Source organism: Nocardiopsis sp. NPDC055824 (assembly GCF_053616335.1).
In genome coordinates this window covers 19,169-43,874 of record NZ_JBSHDN010000014.1, presented here as the reverse complement: position 1 = coordinate 43,874, position 24,706 = coordinate 19,169, and the positions used below count along the sequence as shown (strand labels likewise).

Annotated in this window: 17 protein-coding genes; 13 read left to right on the top strand and 4 right to left on the bottom strand. The window is 72.1% G+C overall.

Going from position 1 to position 24,706, the window contains the following annotated elements; all coding sequences use genetic code 11:
* The first annotated feature begins 35 nt into the window (after positions 1–35).
* The 3 genes from ACWGL3_RS05920 to ACWGL3_RS05910 all read left to right on the top strand — a co-directional run bounded on the left by ACWGL3_RS05920 (position 36) and on the right by ACWGL3_RS05910 (position 5,964).
* On the top strand, positions 36–2,882 hold the full coding sequence (locus ACWGL3_RS05920) for a hypothetical protein (RefSeq protein WP_452460946.1): 2,847 nt from the start codon (positions 36–38) through the stop codon (positions 2,880–2,882).
* A gap of 428 nt (positions 2,883–3,310) precedes the next feature.
* A complete protein-coding gene (locus ACWGL3_RS05915; protein WP_267945377.1) occupies positions 3,311–4,087 on the top strand; it encodes a leucine-rich repeat domain-containing protein in 777 nt (258 codons plus the stop codon).
* Entirely contained in the window at positions 4,084–5,964 is a 1,881-nt protein-coding gene (locus tag ACWGL3_RS05910) for a hypothetical protein (protein WP_267945376.1), read from the top strand. Before ACWGL3_RS05915 ends, ACWGL3_RS05910 begins: the two co-directional genes overlap by 4 nt.
* 60 nt (positions 5,965–6,024) lie before the next feature.
* Here ACWGL3_RS05910 and ACWGL3_RS05905 read toward each other — a convergent pair whose 3' ends face one another.
* Positions 6,025–7,887, bottom strand: a complete 1,863-nt coding sequence (locus ACWGL3_RS05905; protein ID WP_267945375.1) for an ATP-binding protein — start codon at positions 7,885–7,887, stop codon at positions 6,025–6,027.
* A gap of 94 nt (positions 7,888–7,981) precedes the next feature.
* Positions 7,982–9,379: a DUF2201 family putative metallopeptidase gene (locus ACWGL3_RS05900; RefSeq protein WP_267945374.1), complete on the bottom strand. Its 1,398-nt coding sequence runs from the start codon at positions 9,377–9,379 to the stop codon at positions 7,982–7,984.
* A gap of 286 nt (positions 9,380–9,665) precedes the next feature.
* On the opposite strand from ACWGL3_RS05900, the gene ACWGL3_RS05895 reads away from it, so the two are divergent.
* From ACWGL3_RS05895 to ACWGL3_RS05870, 6 genes are all read left to right on the top strand, one after another.
* Positions 9,666–10,961 (top strand): DUF5685 family protein, encoded by a 1,296-nt coding sequence (locus ACWGL3_RS05895; RefSeq protein WP_267945373.1) that lies wholly within the window; start codon positions 9,666–9,668, stop codon positions 10,959–10,961.
* A gap of 227 nt (positions 10,962–11,188) precedes the next feature.
* The gene (locus ACWGL3_RS05890) at positions 11,189–11,899 is read left to right on the top strand and encodes a Crp/Fnr family transcriptional regulator (protein ID WP_267945372.1); all 711 of its coding nucleotides are present in this window, start codon (positions 11,189–11,191) and stop codon (positions 11,897–11,899) included.
* A gap of 119 nt (positions 11,900–12,018) precedes the next feature.
* A complete protein-coding gene (locus tag ACWGL3_RS05885; RefSeq protein WP_267945371.1) occupies positions 12,019–12,858 on the top strand; it encodes a hypothetical protein in 840 nt (279 codons plus the stop codon).
* 256 nt (positions 12,859–13,114) lie between these two features.
* Positions 13,115–14,908, top strand: coding sequence for a hypothetical protein (locus tag ACWGL3_RS05880; RefSeq protein WP_267945370.1), 1,794 nt, complete (start codon positions 13,115–13,117; stop codon positions 14,906–14,908).
* Positions 14,905–15,672: a hypothetical protein gene (locus ACWGL3_RS05875; RefSeq protein ID WP_267945369.1), complete on the top strand. Its 768-nt coding sequence runs from the start codon at positions 14,905–14,907 to the stop codon at positions 15,670–15,672. Before ACWGL3_RS05880 ends, ACWGL3_RS05875 begins: the two co-directional genes overlap by 4 nt.
* 164 nt (positions 15,673–15,836) lie before the next feature.
* Entirely contained in the window at positions 15,837–16,817 is a 981-nt protein-coding gene (locus ACWGL3_RS05870) for an SEC-C domain-containing protein (RefSeq protein WP_267945368.1), read from the top strand.
* 128 nt (positions 16,818–16,945) lie between these two features.
* On the opposite strand, the gene ACWGL3_RS05865 is transcribed toward ACWGL3_RS05870, so the two are convergent.
* Positions 16,946–19,228, bottom strand: a complete 2,283-nt coding sequence (locus ACWGL3_RS05865) for a HelD family protein (RefSeq protein ID WP_267945367.1) — start codon at positions 19,226–19,228, stop codon at positions 16,946–16,948.
* A 354-nt stretch (positions 19,229–19,582) separates the two neighbouring features.
* Here ACWGL3_RS05865 and ACWGL3_RS05860 point away from each other — a divergent pair, with 354 nt between their 5' ends.
* From ACWGL3_RS05860 to ACWGL3_RS05845, 4 genes are all read left to right on the top strand, one after another.
* On the top strand, positions 19,583–21,817 hold the full coding sequence (locus tag ACWGL3_RS05860) for an anthranilate synthase component I (protein ID WP_452460945.1): 2,235 nt from the start codon (positions 19,583–19,585) through the stop codon (positions 21,815–21,817).
* 140 nt (positions 21,818–21,957) lie between these two features.
* Positions 21,958–22,098 (top strand): GPGG-motif small membrane protein, encoded by a 141-nt coding sequence (locus ACWGL3_RS05855; RefSeq protein WP_267945365.1) that lies wholly within the window; start codon positions 21,958–21,960, stop codon positions 22,096–22,098.
* Positions 22,099–22,337: 239 nt separating this feature from the next.
* Positions 22,338–23,135 (top strand): FAD-dependent thymidylate synthase, encoded by a 798-nt coding sequence (gene thyX, locus ACWGL3_RS05850; RefSeq protein WP_267945364.1) that lies wholly within the window; start codon positions 22,338–22,340, stop codon positions 23,133–23,135.
* 183 nt (positions 23,136–23,318) lie between these two features.
* Positions 23,319–23,792: an SRPBCC family protein gene (locus ACWGL3_RS05845; RefSeq protein ID WP_344180774.1), complete on the top strand. Its 474-nt coding sequence runs from the start codon at positions 23,319–23,321 to the stop codon at positions 23,790–23,792.
* A gap of 21 nt (positions 23,793–23,813) precedes the next feature.
* Here ACWGL3_RS05845 and ACWGL3_RS05840 read toward each other — a convergent pair whose 3' ends face one another.
* Positions 23,814–24,617, bottom strand: a complete 804-nt coding sequence (locus ACWGL3_RS05840; protein WP_452460950.1) for a hypothetical protein — start codon at positions 24,615–24,617, stop codon at positions 23,814–23,816.
* Positions 24,618–24,706 lie beyond the last annotated feature (89 nt).

Here is a 24,706-nt window from a genome sequence, read left to right as displayed (position 1 = left end):
GCCGCCTCGGTCCGCGAACCCGTGGGAGGGGCGACTTGCCCGAGAGCATGTACCACCAGATCCACTTCGCCTGGGCCGAACCCACCCTCCTCGGCAGAGTCGGACCCGGTCCCGCCTCCTCCTCGCTGCCCGAGACGGAGCAGCCCGTACTGCGCTCCTGGCGCGACCGGCTCATCCCCGCGCTCACCGCCGACTACCGGTCCGCCCTGCCCGACACCGACCCCGCCGACTACCCCGAGACCCTGTGGGCGCACACCTACCCCGACGGGCAGGCGGCCCTGGTCTACCGGTGGCCCGGGGACGTCCGCTCCGCGCACGCCTGGGCCATCGTCGGCCCGGGGTACGGGCTGACCCTGCCGCGCGTCCTGGCGCTGCACGAGAACCCCAACACCCGCCCGGCGCAGCGCCGCCCGCCCGCCCCCGGCTGGGCCGCCATGGACACGCTGCCCGCCCCCGAGCCCTGGGAGCGCACCGCCGCGCCCGGCGCCGTGCGCACCCGCGACCGGCACGCCGCCGAGACCGCCGTCGGCGGAGAACCCCTCCTGGTCGGCGCGGTCGCCGCCGCCCTGGCACGGCCCGACCTGCCCGTCCACATCGCCCTGGCGCCGGAGCGCGCCGACCTGTGGCAGGCGGTACAGCTGCGCTTCCTGTGGGGGATGCACCGGGCGCTGCACGACGTGCTCACACCGCCCCGGGCGATCCCGGCGGCAGGGTGGAGCTGGTCGTTCTCCACCTACGACCCCGTGCTCGGCACCGCCGACGGCCGACACCTGGCCTTCGGTCCGCCCGCGGCCCCGGCGGCGACGCCGTTCCTCAACCCGCCGCCCCCGGACCACCGCAGGACCGCCGAGGCCCTGGTCGCCGTGCTCCGCGAGGAGGGCGGGGACGCGCTCGCCGCCCACTTGGCCGAACGGGGGATCCCGGAGGCCCCCACCTTCGCCGACCGCCGCGACCTGCTGGCCGACTGGCTCGCCCCGTCCCCCCGCCCGTCCCGGACCGTGCCCGCGGAGGCCCCGCAGGCCGTCCCCCTCCCGCCGTGCGACGCGGGGGTGGGCGCCGCGTCCCCGGAACCGGCGGAGGGGATCGAGGCGCACAGAGCCCCGGAATCCGCGCCACCGCGCGGGTTCGGGGAGGAGGCCCCGGAGTCCCCGGCCGAGACCCGCGCCCCCGGATACGGCGATCTCGACGACGACCTCGGACTGGAGGACGTCCCCGAGGCCGAGGCGCTGCCGGACGGCGAACCGGAACCCGGGAGCGGGGACGGCCTCACGGGTGCGCCGGACGCCGACGCGGACAGGGGGTCCGACGGCGACCGCTGTTCCGCCCGCGACCGGCACCCGGGCGGCGACCGCGCCCCGCACGGTGGACGCGGCTCCGCCGGCGACCGAGCCCCTGCCGGCGGCGGGAGCTTCGATACCGCGTCCGAGCAGGACGACATCCCCCTTCCGGACCTCCCCGAGGCCGAGGCCCCGGGGGAGGAGGAGACCGGACCCCGCCCGCCCTCGGAGCCATGGGCGCCCGCCGAGCGCACCGAAGCGGCACGCCCCGCCCCCGGTGCCCGGCTGGGACAGGGCTCGCTCCGGGCGTTCGCCGAGGAGATCGCCCGGGCCGCGGACGCGGAGCGCGAGGCCGGACGAGCGCGGTCCGCCGCAGGGTCCGGACGCGACCCGGACGGGAACGCCCCGCAGGGCCGGACCAACGAAGCGCTCTGGCCCTCGTCCGACCCCGAGCCCCTGCCCGAGGCGCCGGAGCCCGTGGACGGGCCCGACGGCGCCGCCGAGGCTCCCCCCAGGGCCCGCATGCCCCGCATCGCCCCCGCGCCCGGGGAACCGTCGACCTCCGGCGCCCTCCGGACGGGGGAGGCGGACGGGGGCGAACCGCAGGGCGGACACCGGCGGACGACGGGGATCTTCGACGCCCCGGAACCCTACGCGCAGCACGGGCCGGTTCCCGCCCGCGACCCCCTGGCACCGCCCGCCTACTACGAGGCGGGCGAGATCGTCACCGACGACCCGACCCCGGTCGCCGGGCGGCCGCGCATGTTCGGCCGCACCCTCCGCAGGGCCGTCGACCGGGACGCGAGGGCCGCCCAGCGCCGCGCCGCCGAACGCCGGGAGGCCGAGGAGGCCGCCCTGGCTCCCGGGGCGGGGGAGGCGCCGGAGGTGCCCGAGGCCACGGAGACCCAGGAGCCCCCGGCCTGGCGGGAGCCGCACGAGCGGACGGTCGCCGTGCCCCCGGCCGAACGCCGCGACCTCCCCGCAGACGCTCCCCCCGAGGACTTCGCCCCTCCGGCCCCGCTCGAGCCCGTCGCCGCCCCGGAACTCCGGGCCCCCGCCGACGCCCCGCCCCTCGGCGTGGTCGCCGCGGCCGACGGGGAGAACGGGAACCGGGGCGGGAACGAACCCCTCGACTACGCGGCCGAGACCGAGCCCGGGTTCGACGACCCCTTCGACGAGGGGCCGGCCGACGACAACTGGCCCACCCAGTACGCGGACCTGCCCCTGGCCCGCCTTGAGCGCTGGCACTCCCGCCGCGGCCCGGAAGGGGCCCGTGTGGACGTGGTCGACGCCCGCGCCGCCGTCCGCGCCGAACGCGCCGAACTCCAGCGGGTGCGCGAGGAGCGCGACCACTACCACGCGGAGGTCCAGGACCTGCGGCGCGACGTCGCCCGGCTGGACCGCCCCTGGCTGGACCCCGAGGACGAGGAGGAGCACGACGCACCCCTCGCCCCCCGCACCCGCCGCCGGCTCCCGCGCGTCCTGGTGCCGATCCTCCTGGTGGCGTTCCTCGCCACCGGCCTGGAGGCGGGCGCCCGTCTCGACCTGGGCGCCCTGGACCTGCTCGCCCTCCTCGGCGACGGGATCGCCTCGCTGTTCGGGTGACCCCGCCCGGCTCCGGCCCCGGGGGCGTCCCGGACCGTCCCCGCCCAGGACCTCGGCGGATGGGTTTCCCCGGCCACCTGTGGTGGGGGCGTCGGCAGATCCTCGGCAGGATCGTGCCCCCGTACGGCTCGCTCCTGACGTCCGGGACGCTGCCCCGGTACCGGCCGCGGCTGCACCGAGAGGGCTCAAACTGGGCCGTCGGTGTGCCGGAGCGGGGCCCCGCCGGTGGTTTGGGTGTGTCACATGGCACTGCTAGCGTTCCGCGCGTGAAATTGGCGACTCTTGAACAGAGATTACGGGACCACCCCGGTGATGCAGCGATGTGGCTCTCCTACAGTGACCGGCTTCGTGAGCGGGGCGACGCCCGGGGAAGACTGATCCGCCTGGAACAGAGCCGTGCCCGAACCCGCCCCGCCGATCGAGGTGCCGTGGGGCGGGAGATCGAGGAGTTGGTGCGGGAACACCGGCGGAGCTGGGACGCGGGGCTGCCACCGGAAGCGACCGTCCTGGAGCGCCGGTACGGATTCGCCACGAAGATCGCCGTCGAATGGTCCGAGAGCGCACCGGCGCCGGTCGACCGGGCCCTGCGAGGCCCCTTCGTGACCGCACTGCGGATCACGTCGAGGAACGACGTCCCTTCGGACGAATGGGACACGGACCCCGACAGCGATGAGACGGAACCGGCCCCGAACTTCGAGTCCGGCACCCTCGCGACACTCGACCTCAGCCGACTCGACGAGCTCGATCTGTCCTACCAGCGCATCGGCACGCTGGGCGCCCAGGCCCTCGCCGCCTCGGCGTACTTCCACAGCGAGGCCACCGACGTCACGGCACCGGCCACCTCGACCACCGCGGGGCGGCTGAAGACGCTCGACCTGCGCTACTGCCGCGTCGGTGACGTGGGCCTGGCGGCGCTCGCGGCGTCCCCACAGTTCGGGGGCGTCCGATGCCTGCATCTTCAGAGGAACGCCCTCTCCGCCGCGGGGGTGCGCTCACTGCACCGGTTCGCAGGGCTGACCGAGCTCGACCTCCGCTACAACGGGATCGGTGAGGAGGGGGTGAGGGCCCTGCTCGAAGCCCCGTTCGCCGGCTCGCTCGGGCGGATGCTGCTCAACCCCGATGACGTCGGCTCCGACGGCGCGAAACTGCTCGCATCGGCCCCCCACATCCCAGCCGCACTGCGCATGTATTGGAGAAGCGTATGAGCATCGAGCTCCGCGACCGGTTCTTTGCCCTGTCGACAGACCGGGCACCCGAGGAGGAGGTCGCCCGGTACCGCGCCCAGGTCGATGAGGTCGACACCGGTCCCGCGACGACGATCGACGGGTTGGCCGTCTCCTGGCATCCGACCGTGCGGTTCAAGTCGGTGCGCTTCGTCGACGCAGACCTCATCGACGCCGATGTGCGCGAGTTGTTCGCCCGGCCCAGCGATACCGCGCCGTACCTGGCCGCCGTCTTCGTCGACCCCCGCGAGCTGTCGTTTCGCACGTTCGAGAACATCCTCCCCCTCGACCACCTCTTCGCGGACGCCGGACTGGAGCTCCGGCTCACGGAGCGCCAGGAGTTCGCCGAGGGCGCGTACTCGTTCGCGATGCGGCTCCCGGACTCCGCGCGCGCCCGCCTGGCGGACCTCGACTCGCTGGACCTCTACGTCCCGCCCCTCAACGCCGCCTCCCGCGGCGGCGACCGCTTCATCTTCCACTCGGCGCTCCTCGCCGAGGCGCTCACCGCGGCGGTGGCCGCATCCATGCCGCGGGAGCGGCTCGACGGCTTCTCACACGTGAACCCGGTGTTCCGCTGCAACCGCTTCGAGCCGGACGACGCCAACTTCCACCGCCACCTCGACACCCCCTACTACGACGCCGCGCGCCATCACGTCTCCCGCTACACGATCCTGCTGTACCTCACCGGTGGGTCCGGCGAGTCCGTCCTCGACCTCACCGGCGGTGCCTCGCTCACGGAGATCGAGCCCTTCACCTGTGTGGTCTTCGACCAGCGCTACGAGCACGAGGGCGCGCCCTACCGCGATGGCCGCAAGGTCTTCCTGCGTACCGAACTCGTCTTCACCGATCCGGACGTCGAGCACGATCCCGAGATCGGTGCGCTGTTCGGCAAGGCGTGCTACCTGACCGGGGAGAGCGCCTTCGCACCCGAACTCTCCCGCTACGCCGACGCCTACTACAACCGGGTCGCCGAGGCGCACTGGAGAGGCCTCGTCCCCGGTTCCTCCCGCGAACCCTTCGTCCACAAGCGGTTTCGCGACGTGCACTTCGTCGCGAACGGCTACGACTTCTGGTTCGCCAAGAGCGACGGGCTCTCGCTCGCCGAATGCGCCGCGATCACGCTGCTGGACCACTTCAACTGCAAGGTCGGTGACACCGCGTTCCGCGCCCAGTGCCGCTCAGAGGTGATCGAGGCCGACGACAGCGCCTGGATCCCCGCTTTTCTCCAGGGCAGGAGTGGCGGGTCGGCGGTCCCACCGTTCGACAAGTCCGTTCTCTTCCCCGGACCGGAGGAGCCCAACACCGCGGACATGCCCGCCTGCGCCTGCTACTTCTGCGACGGCGACAACGTGGCGAACCCCGATTTCGACACCGCCCGCAACGAGGAGGTCATCGAGGAGTACACGCGCGCACAGGACGCGGCGAAGGCGGAGGTCGACCAGGCGCCGATCCTGATGCTCGGACAGGACGTGGTCCTCGACCCGGAGATGTTCGTCGTCGAGGGCAACCGCATCCACGTCCTCGGCAAGGAGTCGCTGACACCGGTGAACTTCGCCTCCTGCCAGGCCGGTCCCGGCATCCGGCCCGCCAAGGAATTCATCACCGCCGCAGCCACCGTCGGGGCGGCGCACTTCCTCGTCCCGCCGATCCTCTTCACCGAGTCCGACGATTGCTATCACCTGAAGTTCGACTTCTTCCGCAACACCTGGACGGTGCGTCACGAGCAGTCCACCGTGTCCGTCCCGATGATCCGCTCGTTCGACCTTGACTCCGACATCGACCTCGACCACAAGGAGGACTGGTACAACGAGGAGGATGACGAAGAGGACTTCGAGGACGAGGACGAGAAGGTCTCCTGACCGGAGCTCAGGGGACCGGAGACCGGCTACGTCGGCGGTACGGAGGGGGCGGGGCCCTCATCAGGGGGCGTCGCCGGTGAGCCCGGGGTCGGCCACGGACAGCTCGGCCATCCGGGCCAGGGCCGTGAACCAGAAGCGTTGCCGCTCGCGGGTCTGGCCCACGAGATAGGTGGCCCGCAGTTTCGGCGGCAGGTACGGGAGCAGCCGCGCCACCACGTCGATGTGCCTCTCCAGTTGGGACAACTCGGCGTTGGAGAACACCTGGTGGACCAGGTCGGTGTCGTTGGTGCCCTCCTCATCGGTCTCGGTGGCGGCCGACAACCGGGCCGCCCAGACCGGGAGGTCGCCGGCGAGCTGGACCAGGCCGATCTGCCGCCGGTCAGCCAGGCGGGCCTCCAGCTCGGACAACGGTACCGGGGCATACTCGCCGTCACCGAGGTAGATCAGGGCCGGTTCCAGCGGCATCCCCTCCCGGTGCAGCTTCACCAGCCGTTCCAGGGTGCGCTTGGTGACCCAGGCCCGCCCCTCGTCGTCGATGTCGTTCTTCCACCATTCCAGAACCGTCTCGGCCGTCTCGCCGTACGTCGAGATCAGCCACTCGTTGGCGGGGATGTCCTCGGGGAGCACCTCGTAACTGATCGTGAACCGACTGGCCTGGGCCACGTTGTTGCTCGAGACCAGCAACTTGCGGCCGAGGTGGTACGGCGGGTTCTGGAGTGCCACCTGCGCCCGCAGACCGGGGAGCTCTCGTCCTGCCAGGGTCCACTCCTGGGTGATCTCCATCAGCCTCGCGAAAGTGGCCTTGTCCTTCGGCCGGTTGTACTCGTCCCAGACCAGTACCTTCGGTTCCGGGTCGAGCAGGGACCGGGTGAGCATGGCGTCCAGCGCCCCGTCCGGGGTGGGCACCGGCACACACAGATCCTCGACGTTGGTCACCGGCAGGGAGAAGTACACGGGGTCGCGACCGGTCTCCTCCCGGACGATCTGCTTGGTGATCTGTGTCTTCCCGCACCCAGGCGGACCCTGCAGCAGAACCGCCCAGCGGTGGGTCGTCGCGGCCCGGAGGATGCGGCGGACCGGGTCGGCCACGGTGGCCGGATTGCGTGCCCCGACCGACTCGGCGATCGCGTCGAGCACCTCCGAGGTGCGATCCCGGCCCGGCTTGCCTTCCTTCGTCTCCTCTGTCAGCGCCAGCCGGCCGCCGTTCTGCAAGGGCAGGCCCCAGGCCAGCGGAAACCCGGCGCGGGCGCAGTCGAGCACGTGCTGGAGGGTGCGCGGTGAGAGCAGCCGACGTAGCCGGGGGTGGAGGGCGGCCCATTGCCGGAACACCTCGCGCAGATCCCAGTCCGGGTACCGCGCGGCCAGCGCCGACCGCCAAGCGGTGTCGTTCGCGGTCAGCTTCATGGTGACCATCCGGTCCAGGACCGCCAGGTCCGTCCGGCGCGCACCGGTCTCGGCCAGGGACTCGTTGTCGGTGAGGAACACTCCGACGCAGCCCAGTTCACGCAGGTCGTACTCGCCCAGGGACCAGTCGCAGGCGATCTGCATGAGCTGCGACTGCACGGTCTTGCCCGCCTGGAGGGAGTCGTCGATGAGCAAGATGAACGGCTTTCCCGGGGCGAGCTGCCGCATGATGAGCTGGCGGAGCACAAGCTCCCCGCTGTGGTGGTCGCGTACGGGGGCGTTGACCAACAGGTCGTCGGGGGCGAGGTTGGCGGCGGGGACGACCACCAGGGTGGTCCCGGGGAACCGCCGCGGAATGTACGACACGAACGTGGACGTCTTTCCGATGCCGTGCTCGCCGAAGACCTGACCGGTCTGGCCGGTGGCGACCATCGCGTCGATGAACTTCTCGAGCTTTGCGGTGGGATCGCCCTCCGGTGGCGCCGGATAGGTGGCGGTGTTCCCCCACCGCCGTTCCACGCCCGGCTCCACGTCCCCTTCGAAGGGAGCGCTTCCCGGCGTGGTCGGGCGATCCGCCCGGGATGTTCTCACGGTGGGCACGACCCGACTCTCCTCAGTGTTGTCCGGACACGACTCGGTGGCAGGCCATCGGCGGGTGGTGCCGTTCCGGCCAGTCATTGCCGTTGTCGGTGATCAGCCAGATCCATCGGTCGGGGTCGGCGGGGGTGACGGCGGGCGCGTACCCGTCTGTCACCACGATGATCGCGTCGGGTTCGGTCTCGAACCGCCTGCCGTTCACCTCCAGTCGGCCCTCGGCGTAGTCGACGACGTTCTGGAAATCGGTGCCGCCCCCGCCCAGCACCCGTTCTCCGGGGGCGAACAGCATCAGGGCCCCGTCGAAGCTGAGCCAGTGGCTCTCCACCCCGTCGGTCCGGCCGACCAGGGTGGTCAGCCAGTCGACGACGAAGCCGGGCATCGACCCCGATGTGTCGAACGCGATGAGCACCACCTTCGCCCGTTCCGGTCCTCGACGTGACAGCATCGGTTCGTGGCCCAGCGCCAACATGATCGCCCCCTGCTTCTTCGGGTAGACCAGCCGGTCGCTCTCGGCCAGCTTCGAGGCGAGCACGTCGGTCAGCCACCGCTGCCACCAGTCCACCCGGCGGGTCTTCGGGGTGACGCCGCGCAGTCTGTCCAGACCCAGACCGCCCCACAGGCGGGTCAGCCGTTCCCCGCCGTCGAGCGTGCGGTCGGCCAGGTCGAGCAGCTCACCGCGTGCCGACCTGCCGCCGCGCAGGGCATCGCGCATCACCTCCCCCAGGACCTCCTGGCCCACCCGTTCCACGGTCTCCGGGTCCGCCGGGACGGTCACCCGGCCGCCCGAGCCGTTGGCGCCCGGATCACCGGCCAGGTGCATGCAGAACGTCGGCACGGGCTCGTCGAACGAGGCCATCCGGCGCAGCTCGGCGTACACCGTGAGGTCGGTGTGGACGAACTCGTCGTACGGTAGCGGAGACAGTCCCCGCTGCCGCAGATCCTCCTCGTACGCCTGATGGACGAGCACCGGGTCGATGCCCACGGGCTCCCGTGCGCCGTCGCCGGCCCCTCCGCGGGCCGGAACCGTGGGCAGGTCCGAAAGGTCCAGCCGACGCAGGGCGACGTGGTTGATGACCACCTCGGCGGCCAGGGTGAACGCCGGGTCGCCGCGCAGCTCCTCTTCCACGTGTAGGTGCCGGTGCATCAGGTGCCGGGCCTCGTGGAACAGCACGAACCCGACTCCCTCGGGGTCCAGTTCGACGAAGAAGTACGGGTTGTAGAGCAGTGCGCAGGCGCCGTCGCCGGTGGCGACCACCGCGGCGGTGGGGACCACGGTGGTTGGGATGTGGTGATGGCACTTGGCGTACAGCCACGACGCCACCACGCTCTGCCCGACTCCGAAGCCCAGCAGCGCGGACTCCTTGCGCTGCCGGGCCTGCTCCACGACCTCCGGGGCGGCCGGTTCCTCCGACAACAGACGACGCAGGTCCCACAGGAGGGGCCCGGATCGGTGCCGAGACGTCGGGTGGGTGTGTTGGGAGTCAACCGGACGGTGGTCGGCGGTGCCGGTGTTCTCGATTGCTCTGCGGCTCATGAGAGCCCTTTCGCCGGGGGAGACCGGTGCGGGGTGACGTGGAGGAACCTGCACGATAGCGGCCCGGTGCGACAACGCGAACGGGGTCGTGAACTCCACGGCCACTTCGGGCGTCGAACCCCGTCGTCAACGCGAGATCGTCGCGTCGAATGATGAGGAGCGGTTCGTGTTCGGAATCCTGCGCCCCTGTCGGCACTCCCTGCCCGACGGACTCGCCGAGGAGTGGATGTCCCACATGTGCGGGCTGTGCCTGGCCCTGCGCGACGACCACGGCCAGGCCTCCCGGGTCGCCACCAACTACGATGGACTGGTCGTCTCGGTCCTGACGGCCGCGCAGTCCGAGAAGGAGGCCGACACCCGCGCCGCCGGCCGCTGTCCGCTGCGCGGCATGCGCGGCGCCCGGGCGGCCAACGGTTCGGGGGCGTACCTGGCAGCCGCGGTCTCCCTCATGCTGGCCTCCGCCAAGATCACCGACCACATCGAGGACGGCGACGGCCTCTACGGCCGTCGCGGCGTCCGCTCGCTCGCGGGCCGGGTGGCCGCGCGCTGGCGGCACGGGGCCACGGAGGCGGGGGACAGGCTCGGCTTCGACGGCGCCGGGCTCATCGCGGTGATCGACCGGCAGCGGGAGGTCGAACTCGCCGCGGGGGAGGGGACCGACATCCTCACGGTCACCGCCCCCACCGAGGAGGCCACCGGTGAGGCGTTCGCGCACACCGCCCTCCTCGCCGACCGCCCCGCCAACGCCGCTCCGCTGCGTGAGGCGGGGCGCCTCTTCGGCCGTATCGCCCATCTGCTGGACGCGGTCGAGGACCGTGAGGAGGACCTGGTACGCGGCGCCTGGAACCCGCTCACCGCCACGGACACCGGCCCCGACCGCGCCCGGGAACTGTGCGACGGAGCGGTCCTGGGTGTGCGCCTGGCGCTGGAGGAGGCCGAGTTCACCGACGACCGCCTGGTCCGCGCCCTGCTGGTCCGCGAACTCGGCCGCTCGGTCGACAGGGTCTTCTCCCAGGCGGGATACCCCGCGCCGGGGCCGCACGGCCCCCACCACCCTCAAGGCCCGCACCAGCATCAGGCCCCCGGGCCCCACACGCCCCGCTACTCCCACGGCCCCCACGACGCCTACGGCGTGGAAACCCCGCACCGGGGAGGAGGCCACCACCACGGGGGGCACGGACCCGGCGAGGGCGGCCACGGCTCCGGCTCCGGGGGCGGCAAGTCCGGCGGGGGAGGGTGCTGCGACGCCTGCTCGTGCGACACCCCCGCGCTCTCCAACCCACCGAAGACGCGCGGCTTCTTCAGCGGGTGCGCGGTGGCGCTGTTCATGTGCGGCACGTGCCAGTTCTGCTGCCGGGACCCGCACCCCGGGCCCTGGACCGGGAAACCCCGCAACTCCTGGTGCGACCTGTGCGAGTGCTGCAACTGCTGCCAGTGCTGTGCCTGTTGCGAAGGAGTCTGAGACCAGCCGCCCCCGTACCCCCGGCTTCCGGCGGCGTGCGCGACCGTGCCCGTCGGAAGCCGGGGGCGCCCCGCCCGGCGCCCGCGCCGCCTCCGGGCCCCGGCGGCACCCGGCCGCCCCCCGCGCTCCGGGCGGGGCCGTGACCGGAGTCGGCCAACCCGACCGCCTGCCGCCGACGGCGAAGGAGAATCCCCGGGTACCCCCAGAGGAGAAGAGGACGATCCCCCATGCCCCGACACGGTTTCGGCGGGCTGCTCACCGACCTGGAGTGGGCCCGCCTGACGGTCGCGATCCCCCGAACGCCCTTCACCCCGGGGCAGACCCTGTTGAGGCAGGGGGAGACCGGATCAGGAGTGCACCTCATACTCAGCGGGAGGGCACGCGTCGAGACCACGCGCACCGACGGTACGTCGGTCCCCCTGGCCTTTCGCTCCTACGGAGACGTGCTGGGCGAGTCGGTACTGGCGGGGGAGGGCCGTGCCCGCAACGCCACGGTGACGGCCATGTGCGAGGGCAGCACCGTGTACTTGACCGCGCCCCACTTCCAGAGCAGGCTCACCGAGCTCAAGCTCGTCGCCGCCCTCTGGCGCAGTGTGTTCGAGCGCCAGGACGAGAGCGACCAGATCCGGGTCCAGCAGGCCGTCCTGCCCGCGGAACGCAGGCTGCCCGCCGCACTGGTGCACCTGGCCTCGATGCTGGGGGAGCCGATCCCCGCCATGCTCACCGACCGGCCCGGCGTGCAGAAGGAGGGCCGCCTGCTGCGCATCCCCCTCCCCCAACAGGAGATCGCGGCCTTCGCGGGCCTCTCCCGCACCTCTGTGCACAACGCCTACACCCAGCTGAAGGAGCAGGGTCTCATCCGCACGGGAAGGCAGTACGTGGCCATCCTCGACCTGGTCGGGCTGGAGGCTCTGGCACGCGGAGACAATCGCGACTGACGTGGCTTGCGTCACTCTGCTCCTGCTCTGTTCAGAAGTGAACAGAGGGTCACCGATCCTCCCGGAATGCTGTCGGCAGGCAACAGAAGCCCTGCCGAGCACCCGACGAGGAGATCCCCATGGAACTGATTCCGCCCCGCTACGGAACGGTCGCGCCCCTCCCTCCCTACCGCGCCGTCCTGGCCGTGGACATGGAGAAGTTCAGCGCCACCAGCTCCCTCAACCAGCAGACCATCGGCATCCTCATCCCCCACGTGCTGGAGCTGGCCCTCAACCGCTCTGGCCTGAGCCACGTCTGGGAGGGACGCCGTTTTCCGCGCCACGGAGGAGACGGCTACGTGTTCGGTACCGATCCCGAGCACCTGCCCTTTCTCATCAGCCCCTTTCTGGAGAACCTGCAGCAGGTGCTGCAGGAGGTCCAGCCGAACCTCGCCGGCCTGGACCGGGCCCTCCGGATGAGGCTGCGTGTCAGCGTCGACGTCGGTCCCCTTCCCGACCTCGGGGAGGGGGACCCCATGAACGCCATGGGCGAGGCCATGATCAGCACCCACCGCCTCCTGGACTCCGAACCGGTGCGGGAGGAACTGCGCCGGACCGACGCCGACACCACCCTGGTGGCCGTCATCGTCTCCCGGCGCGTCTACGAGGACGTCGTCCTGGGCGGTTTCACCCCCGTCAAGGCCCCCCGGTGGCAGCCGGTGCAGGCGACCGTCGCCGACAAGGGTTTCCAGGCCGAGGGATACCTGTTCGTCCCTGTGCCGTCGCGGGCCCAGGACGACGCGGCCGCGCCGGAGAAGACGGACCGGGCAGCCGACGTGTCGGCCCCCGTGAACGGTGCTCCTGGGGTCGGTGAGCCCCACATCGGCAACTCGATCAACACCAACCACGGTCAGGTGGTTCAAGCCGAGACCCTGAACGGTGGGGCGGTCTTCGGAGGCGGTGCATCACATGGCGGATGATGTGCCGCTTCCCGAAGATGCGCGAGGAGACGGAGGAAGCGATGAGACCGGAGGCCCCCCAGACACGCCGAAGCCACAGACGGGCCACGACGGCAAGGACGTGCCTCGGCAGTCGCCATGGGGCAACCGGGTCGATGAGAACCGGGGCCAGGCGGTCACCGCAGGTCGGATAGACGGTGGGGTCCATTATCACGAGTACATCGGGGAGGGGACCACTCGACGGCTCCGCCAGACGGCCAAGCTCTCGCCTGAGCGGGTGGGTGAGGTGCGCGCCACCTTCTGTTCCCCCGACGAGGGCAAGTACGCGGCGTTCCAGAGCGACCTGCGGTCCCATGGCGTGGGGGTCATCACCGGTAAGCCCGGCACCGGCCGTGCCTTCACCGCGGTGCACGCATTGGACGGGGTCCGACCCAGGACGTCGATCGAGGAGCTCACCATCGACACGGGGGAGAAGGACGCCGGTATCTCCCTGATCAGCTTGAACTCCGACCACTCCCGTTTCCTCGATCTCACCTCCCTCACCAGGCCGACGACAGCCCAGTTGGTCGCTCTGCGAGGTCTGGTGGAGGATGCCCGTGACGCCCGGGCGCTGCTGGTCCTCATCGCGGGGCCGGGGCAGCGGCAGGAGTTCCTGGCCGAGTACCAGGCCTGGCTGCACATCGACGCCCCCGCCAGCGCTGTCGACGTCTTCCGCCGGGCTATGGGGCAGCGCTGCGGGCTCGAAACCGCTGACCGGTGGTTGAGGTATCCCGAGGTTCGGGACGTTCTGGAGGGGGCCGAACCCTCGAGAGCACTCAGGCTTGCGCAGGAGGCGGACCGGAGTCGTCGCCACGGGCGGATGCCGGGGGAGGACGAGGCCGTCTGGATCAAAGAGGTCCTCGACAGCTTCGCCGACGCCACCGAGGAGATGGCGCGGTGGTTCAACAGGCATGACGCCGAGACGGAGTTCAGCCGCGTGCTGATGACGACGGTCGCCCTGCTCGAGGGCGGACACCGCGAGGTGATCACGCGCCACGCGGATCGGTTGGCCCGAGAGTGGCACATCCCGCCGCTGTGGCGCACGCCCATCTCCGGCGAAGGATTGACCTCGCACCTCTGGGAACTCGGCGCACACGTGATCGAGGACCGGGTCCACTTCAAGCGTCGTGGAGGTGCGGACGATGCGCTCGACTACCTGTGGCGCGAACATCCGGGCACACGCGAACACATCCAGGAATGGGCGAGCACAGCCGTGACCGACCTGGACAGTCCGCAGCGGGCCGTGGCCGCACAGCGGTGGCTGCGCCTTGCACGGCGCCATCGTGACGCCGCGCCCGTACGGGCGCTGATCGAAAGGTGGGGCCGTTCCGGAACCGGTATGTGGGAGGCGGTGCCTGCGATCGCGGAGGCCGCCGTCACGCCGGAACTGGGGACACAGGTGCGTTCCGTGCTGTACCAAGTGGCCCGGGGGGCGGGGGTGACCCTGCGGGACCGGACCGTTCTCGAGGCATGCCGGGTCTACGGTCGGGTCCAACCGTCGACGGCTCTGACCCGGATACGCCACATCGCGGAAAAGGTACCGACCCACTGGGACCAGGCGGTGATCCGGGCTCTGGAGGACATTGCCGGGGAAACCCCCAACGACCCCGTCGTCCTCGAGGAACTGGTCTCCTGGACGGAACGGCCCGAGAGGGGCCGACGGACCTTCGTGGCGGCACTTGCACTGTGCCGGATCCTGGATGCCCGGGAAGACGACACGACACCACGGGTGATGGCCGAGGTGAACCGGCGCGAGATCGACAGAGACCTCGTGGCTGTCGCGTGGCGTGCGGCCTCACGATCGGGCAGCAAGGTGGGAAAACCCCTGTGGTCCTGGTTCGACGCTCTCGAGGCAGGAGGGGGAGGACACCCCGGAGCTTTTGACGTCCTGCGCCGCGCGGGTAGCGGTCACGAAGCCCTCTCCCACACCCTGGCCCGCTCCATCGGGCGGTGGAAGCACGCCCATGCACGCAGGTCCCCCGTTCTCGACGATCTGGCTCACTGCCTGAGCACACATGAGGAGAAGCGATGAGCGCATGGCGACGCAAGGGCGACGGCGGGGAGGTGCCCTCCTGGAGCATCGCCTTCAGGACCCCGGACACGACGCACGCCTTCCAGGCCCGGGTACCGACCAACACCGAGGGCATGTGGTTCGAGGGGGCATTCGAGGTGACCGTCTCCTGGAACGGGGCAGGGGCGGCGGCGCGGGCACATGCACTGGCGAGGATCCAGCGCGAGGTCATCCGCATGGCCTCGAAGGAAAGTGCCCGGTTCTCCTTGGGGGACCACGGCTCGGCCGAGGCCGAGATCGCCTGTGGGCTGGCGGAGGCACGGAACTTCCGTGAGGAGGTGGTGCGCGAGGTCGCGGTGCTGGTGAGCCTGACCGCCGACCAGGAGGACCTGGCGTTGGACCGCGAACGTGAACGGATCGGTCCGCGCAAGGAGATCCAGAGGGCGTTGCACCGGGTGAGTATGGAGAGGGTCGGGGAACTCCGCAAGGACGTGCTCAGCGACCCCCAGGTCGCGCGCGTGTGGTGGTACGAGCAGAACCCGGACCTGCTGCACGACATTGAGAACGCGGGGGTGGCCCTCGACACCATGGCCACCTCCCGTGAGGAGGTGTCCGGAGTCGGGGAGGGGCGGGAGGCCGCGGGCGACCCTGTTCTGGACGCTTTCCTGGAAGGACTGGAGGAGTGGGAGGTCCCCGCGGTTCTGGAGCGCCTGACCACGTTGCTGGAGGGCTTCGAACGCCCCGACCTGGTGAACCTCCTACGCGAGAAGTGGCCGAGCGCATGAGCCCGGGCGACCGGTCCGCTCACGGGTGAAACGAGCCGGGACAGCGGGGCGAACCGGGGAGCGGTCCGGCCTGCCAGGGACCCGGGGAGGGGTCCCGGGGGACGGGACCGGAGGCCACGGGCGGGCCGGTCACCGCAGGTCCGGGCCGCTCCTAACCTGGGAGCATGACCGACAGCGCACCCCTGCCCCCGTCCCCGCTCCCCCCGGAACTGGTGGGGGCCCTCTTCGAGATGGACCTGCCCCAGCGGTACCTGGACGACCTGGCGGCGGCCCCGGACGAGGCGGGGGAGATCCTCCTGAACGCGGCTCAGGGGCTGGGCCCCACGAACCCGCGGACGGCGCGGGATCTGCTGGAGACACTGCGGGAGTTCGCCCCGAACCCCGACCACCGCCAGTACGCGACCCACATGCTGGCGGCCTCCCTCCGCGCCGAGGGCCGCGTGGACGAGGCCGACCACCTGATCGAGGGGCTCATGCGCCCCGGGGTGCTCGGCCGTGCCACGGCCGTCGTGCTCGCCGACGAGTTCGCCCGCGAGGGAGACCTCGACAAGGCGCTGTACTGCTACAACGTCGCCTGTCGCGCCATCCTCGCCCAGCCCGCGCAGATCATCTCCCAGCTGGACCCGTACGGACTCCTGCCGCTCGTCGGCCGGGCCGTGGCCCGCGAGAGGCTCGGACTCGCCCCGGACGCCCACGACCGCGCGGCCCTGGCGGCGGACGGGGCGCCGTCGTCGCTGGAGACCGCCCTGGACCGGGCTGACGACGCCGTCCCCGGCCGGGGCCCGGTCGTCCATGCGGCCTTCGCGCGGGACGCCCTCCCCGAGGCCCGGAACCTCGGCCTCCTGTCCGACGACGCGGACACGGACGCCCACCACCACGGCGTCGAGCGGTCCCTGCGGGCGGAGTCCGCGGAACACACCGGCGCCCTCATGGCCACGGTCCTCACCACCCCGGAGGAACTGGGCGCCTTCGCCGGCGCCCGAGGACTCGACGCGGCGGACGGCGATGCCCTCCGGCTCTGGGCCGGGACGCTGTCCCCGGAGTCCGGGCGCCTGGCCCCCTGGCCCCCCGGACGCAACCACCCCTGCTGGTGCGGTTCGGGGCGCAAGTACAAGAAGTGCTGCGGGTCCCCGGCCGTGCGCTGAGCCCCGCGGTCCCGGGCACGCCGCTCCCGCCCCTGCAGACGGACGGGGGCGGCGGATCGTCCGCCGCCCCCGGCTGACCGGCCCCAGGACCTGTTCGACGCCGCCGACGCGGTGGCCGGGGCCCGTTCTCACCCCTCCAGGCGCTTGAGGACCTCGGGCAGGTCGGAGGTGTGCGCGACCGTCAGCCGCCGGGTGGCGCGCGTGACCGCCACGTAGAGGTCGTTGGCGCCGCGCGGCTGCTCCAGCAGCGTGTCCGGTTCCACGACCACCACCGAGTCGAACTCCAGCCCCTTGGACTCGGTCGCGGTCAGCACCACCACCGACTCCTCCAGGGCGTCCCTGACCGGGCCGGGGCGGGCGGCGTCCGGAAGCGCCTCCGCGACCTCGGCGAGTCGGCGGTCCGACGTGACGACCGCGACGCGGCCCGCGCCGACAGCCGCCGCCTCCTCGGCCACGATCCCCGGCAGCCCCTCGGACAGCGACGCCAGCCGCACGGCGCGCGGCGGCTCACCGTCCTCGCGCACCGACTCGGGGACCTCCTCGCCGGGCGCCGCCTCGCGCAGCACGTCGGCGGCCACCGCCATGATCGGCGCCGGGGTCCGGTAGTTCACGAGCAGCCGCTCCACGTGCACCTTGCCGGGGGCGTAGGGCTCCAGGACGTCCGTCCATGAACGGGCGCCCGCCGCGCTGCCGGTCTGGGCCACGTCGCCGACCACGGTCAACGACCTGGTGGGCACCCGCCGCATCACCGTGCGCCACGCCATCGGCGACAGCTCCTGGGCCTCGTCCACGATCACGTGCCCGTACGCCCACTCCCGGTCCTCGCCCGCCCGCTCGGCGGTGGTGCGGCGCGGGCCGCTGTCGCGGTGCCGGTCGGCCAGGGCCTCCGCGTTCATCATCTCGTCCTCGGCCAGGCCGGTGAACTCCAGCACGCCCTGGGCGAACCGCACCTCCTCGGCGCGCTCCTCCTCGGCCCGGCGCTCCCGGATCCGCTCGTCGGTGTCGTCGCGCCCCAGGACGTCGGCGGCCTCGTCCAGCAGGGGAACGTCCTCGACCGTCCACGGCGACCCGGGGGAGCGCAGCAGCGCCGCCCGGGAGGCCTCGTCCAGGCCGACCCGCGTGCCGACGCGCTCCAGCGCCGCCGCGTCGGTGAGCAGTTCGCGGACCAGCCGCTCCGGCGACAGGTCCGGCCACAGCGCGTCCAGCGCCTGCCGCACCGGCGCCTCGTGCCAGAGCCGCTCGCCCACGAACGGCAGGTCGTCGTCCTGGACGGGGCGGGACAGCAGCACGGACTCGGCCCGCGCCAGCTCGCTCAGCAGGGTCCGCACGACGTACTTGCGCGCCGTGTTGTGGGCCAGCGGAAGCCCGCGCGCGGTGTCCAGCACCCGCCGGCAGGCCTCCTCCGGGACGGTGAGCGCTCCCGCGTCGGCCTCCACCACCAGGTCTCCCGACCCGAACGCCTCCAGCGGAGTGCGCTGGCGGTCGAGCACGGCCGCCGCGACGAGGTCCGCCATGAGCGGGGAGCCCTTGACCGCGGCGGTCGCGTACGCGTCGTGCGCGGTCGCCTCCACCCCCGGGAACAGCTCCCCGAGGGTGCGCATCACCACGTCGGTCTCGCCGAGGGAGGGCAGCACGTCGCTCACGTAGCGCAGGAACGCCGTGTTGGGGCCCACCACCAGCGCCCCGCGGCGCTCCAGCACGTTGCGGTGGGTGTAGAGCAGGTAGGCGGCGCGGTGCAGGGCGGCGACGGTCTTGCCGGTGCCCGGTCCCCCCTGGACGACGAGGACCCCGGCGAGCCGGGCGCGGATGACCCGGTCCTGCTCGGACTGGATGGTGGCGACGATGTCGGCCATCCGCCCGGTCCGCTCGCGGTGCAGCGACTCCAGCAGTGCCGCCTCCCCGACCAGCTGGCGCCGGTCGCCCTCGGAGAGGCCGGCGGAGTCGAACACCTCGTCGTCGAGTCCGGTCACCCTGCGCCGACGCACCCGCAGGTGGCGGCGGCGCGTGAGCCCCTGCGGGTCACCGGGGGTGGCGGCGTAGAACGGCCGGGCCGCCGGGGCGCGCCAGTCCACGAGGATGGTCTCGTGCTCGGTGTCGCGCAGGCCGATCCTGCCCACGTAGCGGGCCTCGGGGCCGTCGTCGTGGGAGAAGTCGATCCGGCCGAAGCACAGCCCCTCCTCGACCGCGCTGAGCTGGGCGCGGCGCCGGGCGTGCTCGTAGGCGCGCGTCTCGCGCTCCACGAGCGCCGCGTAGCCGGTCTGCGCGTCGAGCTGGACCTCGGCGAGCTGCTCGGCGGTGCGGGCGCGCAGGACGTCGAGCCGCTCGTACATCGTGCCGACCCGGGCCTGTTCCGCGGCCAGTGCGGACTGCTCCGGTGACGCCTCCCCGGCGCCGTCTTGACAGAACTGCATGTGCTTGATATCCTACCTGTTGCAGGTAACTATGTTTTTGCTCGGAAAGGCACAGTGGGTTCCGAAGCTTAGCACAGTCCTGCGCTCCCCGATCGACCGGCTCGTCCAGCGTTCCGCACTCCTCCTGCGGGACACGGGCGCCGACTTCCCCGTCGGACTCCCCGAGCCCCCTCGCACCCGCTACACTCGGGCCCATGCGAACCACCTCGCCCCGAGCCCAGTGGTGGCGCCGCCTCTAGGCGGTGCTCCGATTTCGCATACCCCAGCGACCGCCCCGGACCGGCGGTCGTTCGTGTTTTCACGGCCCCGGCCGGTGCGGTCATCCCGTCCGCACACTGCGCAAAAGGACCGGCCGTGAACGCCAGCGCCACACAGACCACCACGTACAGCACCCCGGGCGGCGTGACCGTCCACCGCAGCGCCACCCCCTGCGACCCGGAGGTCCTCACCGACCTCGTCCGGTCGGTCGAGTACCGGCGCGGGGGCGTCCTCTCCTCCGGGATGGAGTACCCGGGCCGCTACGACCGCTGGCACCTGGGGTACGTGGACCCGTGCCTGGAGATCACCACCCGCGGACGCCGCGTCACCGCCACCGCCCTCAACGACCGCGGACGCGTGCTCCTGCCGGTGCTGGCCCGGGCGCTGGGCACCGTCGGCGCCACCGACGGGCGCGACCGCGACCAGGTCTGCGTCGTCGTCCCCGAACCCGACCCCGACGCGTTCTTCACCGAGGAGGAGCGCAGCCGGCGCCCCAGCGTCTTCACCGCGCTGCGGGCCGTCATCGCCTCCCTGCGCAGCCCAGAGGACGCCAACCTGGGCCTGTACGGGGCGTTCGGCTACGACCTGTCCTTCCAGTTCGAGCCGATCGAACAGCACATCGAGCGCGACCCGGACGACCGCGACCTGGTCCTGCACCTGCCCGACGCCGTCATCGTCCGCGACCGCAAGCGCGAGACCTGCGTGCGCTACACCTACGAGTTCACCGTCCCCGCCGGGGGGGACCGCCCCGAGGCCACCACCGAGGGCCTGCCGCGCGAGACCGAGCCGACCCCGCCCGTGGTCGCCTCGGAGGTTCCCGAGGGGCCCGAACCGGGCTCCTACGCCAAGGTCGTCGCCCGGGCCAAGGAGAAGTTCCGCCGGGGCGACCTGTTCGAGGTCGTCCCGGGCCACCGCACCTACGCCCGCTGCTCCTCGCCCGCGCGCTTCTACGAGCTGCTGCGCGAGCGCAACCCCGCGCCCTACGAGTTCTTCTTCAACCTGGGGGAGGGCGAGTACCTGGTCGGTGCCTCCCCGGAGATGTTCGTGCGGGTCACCGGTGAGCCGGGGACCGGCCAGCGCGTGGAGACCTGCCCGATCTCCGGCACCATCCGGCGCGGGGAGGACGCCCTCGGGGACGCCGAGAACATCCAGGAGCTGCTGTCCTCCGTCAAGGAGAAGTCCGAGCTGACCATGTGCACCGACGTGGACCGCAACGACAAGTCGCGCGTGTGCGAGCCCGGCAGCGTCCGGGTGATCGGCCGCCGTCAGATCGAGATGTACTCCCGCCTCATCCACACCGTGGACCACATCGAGGGCACCCTCCGCCGCGACTTCGACGCGCTGGACGCCTTTCTGACCCACATGTGGGCGGTCACCGTCACCGGCGCCCCCAAGACCTGGGCCATGCGGTTCATCGAGCAGAACGAGTCCAGCCCCCGCCGCTGGTACGGAGGCGCCGTCGGCGTCGTCAACTTCGACGGCTCCATGAACACCGGCCTCACCCTGCGCACCGCCCACATCCGTGACGGCGTGGCCGCCGTGCGGGTGGGCGCCACCCTCCTCTACGACTCCGACCCCGAGGCGGAGGAGCGCGAGACCTTCCTCAAGGCGCGCGCACTGCTGGAGACCCTCGCCCTGGGAGAGGAGGCCGCACGCCGGGAGGTCCTCACCGCCGAGGGGGCGCCCGCGGTCCCGGAACCGGTCGCGGCCCCCGCGGCGGACCTGTCCGGCGAGGGGATGAGGGTCCTGCTCGTCGACCACGAGGACTCCTTCGTCAACACCCTCGCCGACTACGTGCGCAGGCACGGGGCCGAGGTCACGACCGTCCGCTACGGGTTCGACCCGTCGCTCCTGGACCGGCTCGCCCCCGACCTGGTGGTGATCTCGCCCGGCCCCGGCCTTCCGGAGGACTTCGGGATGTCCGCCCTGCTGGACGCCCTCGCCGCCCGGAACCTGCCGGTGTTCGGGGTCTGCCTGGGCCTCCAGGGCATGGTGGAGCACGCCGGCGGGGAGCTGCGCACCCTGGCCGATCCGGTGCACGGCAAGCCGGGCCGCGTCAGGGTGTCCGGCGGGCGGCTCCTCAGCGGGCTGAGCGAGGAGGAGGCCTTCCCCGCGGCCCGCTACCACTCCACCTACACCCTTCCCGACCTGGTGAAGGGCTTCGAGGTCACCGCCGTCCTGGAAGACGGCGCGGACGGGGAGGAGGTCGTGATGGCGATCGAGGACCCGGCGACGCGCCGGTACGCCGTCCAGTTCCACCCCGAGTCGATCCTGACCGCGAGCGTCGGGGAGGGGATCGTGGCGCGGGCACTGCGCCTGGCGCGGGACTGACGCCTCCGGAGGGGACGGCGGATCCGGGCCCGCGCGTGGCCTGTGCCACGTGCGGGCCTCCTCACCTGCACCGATGCCACCAAAGCAAAACAAATCACCGCACGCTGTTTGATGATTTCGTTATAGGACAGTGGTTGTGTATGGGTATTTTGCTAACGATCCTCGGAATCATCCTCATCGTCGCCGGTGTTCTCGGAGTGCTGCGGGGACAGCTCCTCTGGGGCATCATCTCCATCGTCGTCGGGCTGGTTCTGGCCCCCGGTACCTTCTACGGCCTCTAGCCGGTGAAGGCAGGCCCGCCGCCGAGCGGGAAACCTCCACCACGCCGACACCACCGATACCGGTCCGAGGGCCGGGTGTCCTCCCAGGAGGACACCCGGCCCTCTCCCGTCCCCGGACGTGTACCCTCGGGTGAGGCTAATCGGCCCCGCCCCCACACACGCCCCCGTGCCCCCGGAACCCCTGGTCACGGTGTTCACGCGTGCCCGGAGGCGGGGCCCACCGAACGGGAGGCAGTGCTGTGAAGAGGGTCGAGCCGCAGGTTCGTCTGGTCGCGCGTCCGCAGGTCGACTACGACGCGATCACCGACTACCTCAAGGAGGTCGGCGGTGAGGCGTGGATCGAGCGGTTCGACCGCGGCGAGCTCGACGCGCACCTCAACGATCCGCAGAACCTCGCCGAGTTCGCCGGGCGCCTGTGCTACCGCTCCTGGGAGCCGGGCCTCAACCCGAACGTCACGCGCGTGCGCACCGACCAGGACCAGTACCTCGGCAACATCCTGGCCAGCCTGCACGGCTCGGTCCTGGAGCACGTCAGCTTCAGCTTCGTCCTGCACAACGTGTCCCGGGTGCTCACCCACGAGCTGATCCGGCACCGTCCCGGCGTCGCCGTCTCGCAGGAGTCGCTGCGCTTCGTGCGCCTGAGCGACCTGCCGTTCTGGTTCCCGGACTGGGCGGAGGAGGACCCGGAGCTGATGGAGCGGGCCACGGCCATGCTCCAGCAGATGGAGGAGTTCCAGCTCTGGATGGCCGACCACTTCGGCCTGGACGACGACGGCGTCAAGTTCGCGGAGAAGAAGCACAAGACGTCCTTCATGCGCCGCTTCGCCCCCGAGGGCGTCGCCACCGGCCTGGTGTGGACCGCGAACGTGCGCACCCTGCGCCACACCCTGGAGGCGCGCACCGCCCCGGGCGCCGAGGAGGAGATCCGCCTGCTCTTCAACCTGATCGGCGAGACCCTCAGGAAGGAGGCCCCCGCCCTCTTCGGCGACTACGAGGTCGAGGACGGCGCGTGGGTGCCGCGGTGGCGCAAGGTCTGACCCCCTTCCGCGCGCGACCGGCCGGTCCGGTCCCGCGCCGGCACACGGCCCGTCCGCCCCGGTTCGCCCGAGGGCGGGCGGGCCGTTCGCACGGGGGCGCGGCACCGTGTCCCCGCGTCGCGCCGGGGGACCGTGTCCGCTAGGTTCGTGGGTAAGGAGCACCCGAGCGGAAGGACCGTGGGCATGGGCGGCGAGGAACCGCGTACCGACCGGGGGACCAGGACGGTGCGGGCGTCCGCCGCCGCGGTCTACCGCGCCATGACCGATCCGGGCTCCCTCGAGGCATGGCTGCCGCCGGAGGGGATGACCGGCCGGATGGAACGCTTCGAGCCGTGGGCCGGCGGAGGTTTCCGCATGGTGCTGACCTACCTCGACCCGGCCGCCGGACACGGCAAGACCTCCGATGCCAGCGACGTCACCGAGGTCGGCTTCGCCGAGCTGGTCCCGGGGGAGCGGATCGTGCAGCGCGTCGCCTTCGAGTCCGAGGACCCCGCGTTCGCCGGGACGATGACGATGACCTGGCGGCTGGCCGAGACGGAGGACGGCACCGAGGTGACCGTCGAGGCGACCGACGTGCCCCGGGGCATCTCGCAGGCCGACCACGAGGACGGTCTGGCCTCGTCCCTGGCCAACCTCGCGGCCCACGTCGAGGCCTGAGCACCCGCCGGCGCGCACGCCTCAGCCGTCGGCGGCCAGCCGGAGCAGCCGCGCCTCCACATCTTCGGCACGGGGGTCGCCGTGGTCGCGCAGGTAGTCCAGGGCGGCTCCCAGCGCCTCCCGGACGCCCTCCCCGTCGCCGAGGGCGACGCGGGCCTCCGCCAGCCCGATCAGTGCCACTGCCCGGCTGTCCCGGTCGTCACGTTCCTCGAAGACCTCGATGGACGACAAGTACTCCGCCACCGCATCCCCGGCCCGAGCCGAACCGGTGAGGATCCGCCCCAGCGTGCAGCGTGCCCACGCCGTACTCCACACGTCACCGATGTCCTCGAACATCCGAATCGCGGCCCGGCAGTGTCCGAGTGCGGTGTCGAACGCGCCGAGGTCCGCGCGGAAGTCGGCCAGGCTGAGCAGCCCCATGGCCTCCCCCCGCCGCTCTCCCGCCTCGTGAAAGACCCCGATGGCCCGTTCGACGGTCTCCACGGCGCCGCCGCGCTCGCCGCGTTGCCAGGCCACCACACCGAGTTGGCGCAGAGCGAACCCCTCCACCCACGGGTCACCGGCCTCGCGGTTGGAGGCCAGGGCAGCCCGGTAGTGGCGCACGGCCGAGTCCAGGTCGCCCAGCAGCCATTGGGCGTCGCCCGTCCCCAGGTGGTTGCGAGCCGTTCCGAAGGCGTCGCCCGCGCTCTCGGCCGCCCGCAGACCGAGGGTGTGGAGGTCACGCCACTCGTGCCAGTACCGGCGCAGCTCGAACAGACCGTAAACGGTCGCGGGCAGTCTCCAAGCGGTGCCGTGGTGGCCGTGCTCCAGAGCGGCACCCACCACGGCGACCAGGTTCGTACGCTCGGTCTCGAACCAATCCAGCGCGTCACGGACAGAGTCGAGCCAGGGAAGCTCGCGTCCGGCCGGGCGAT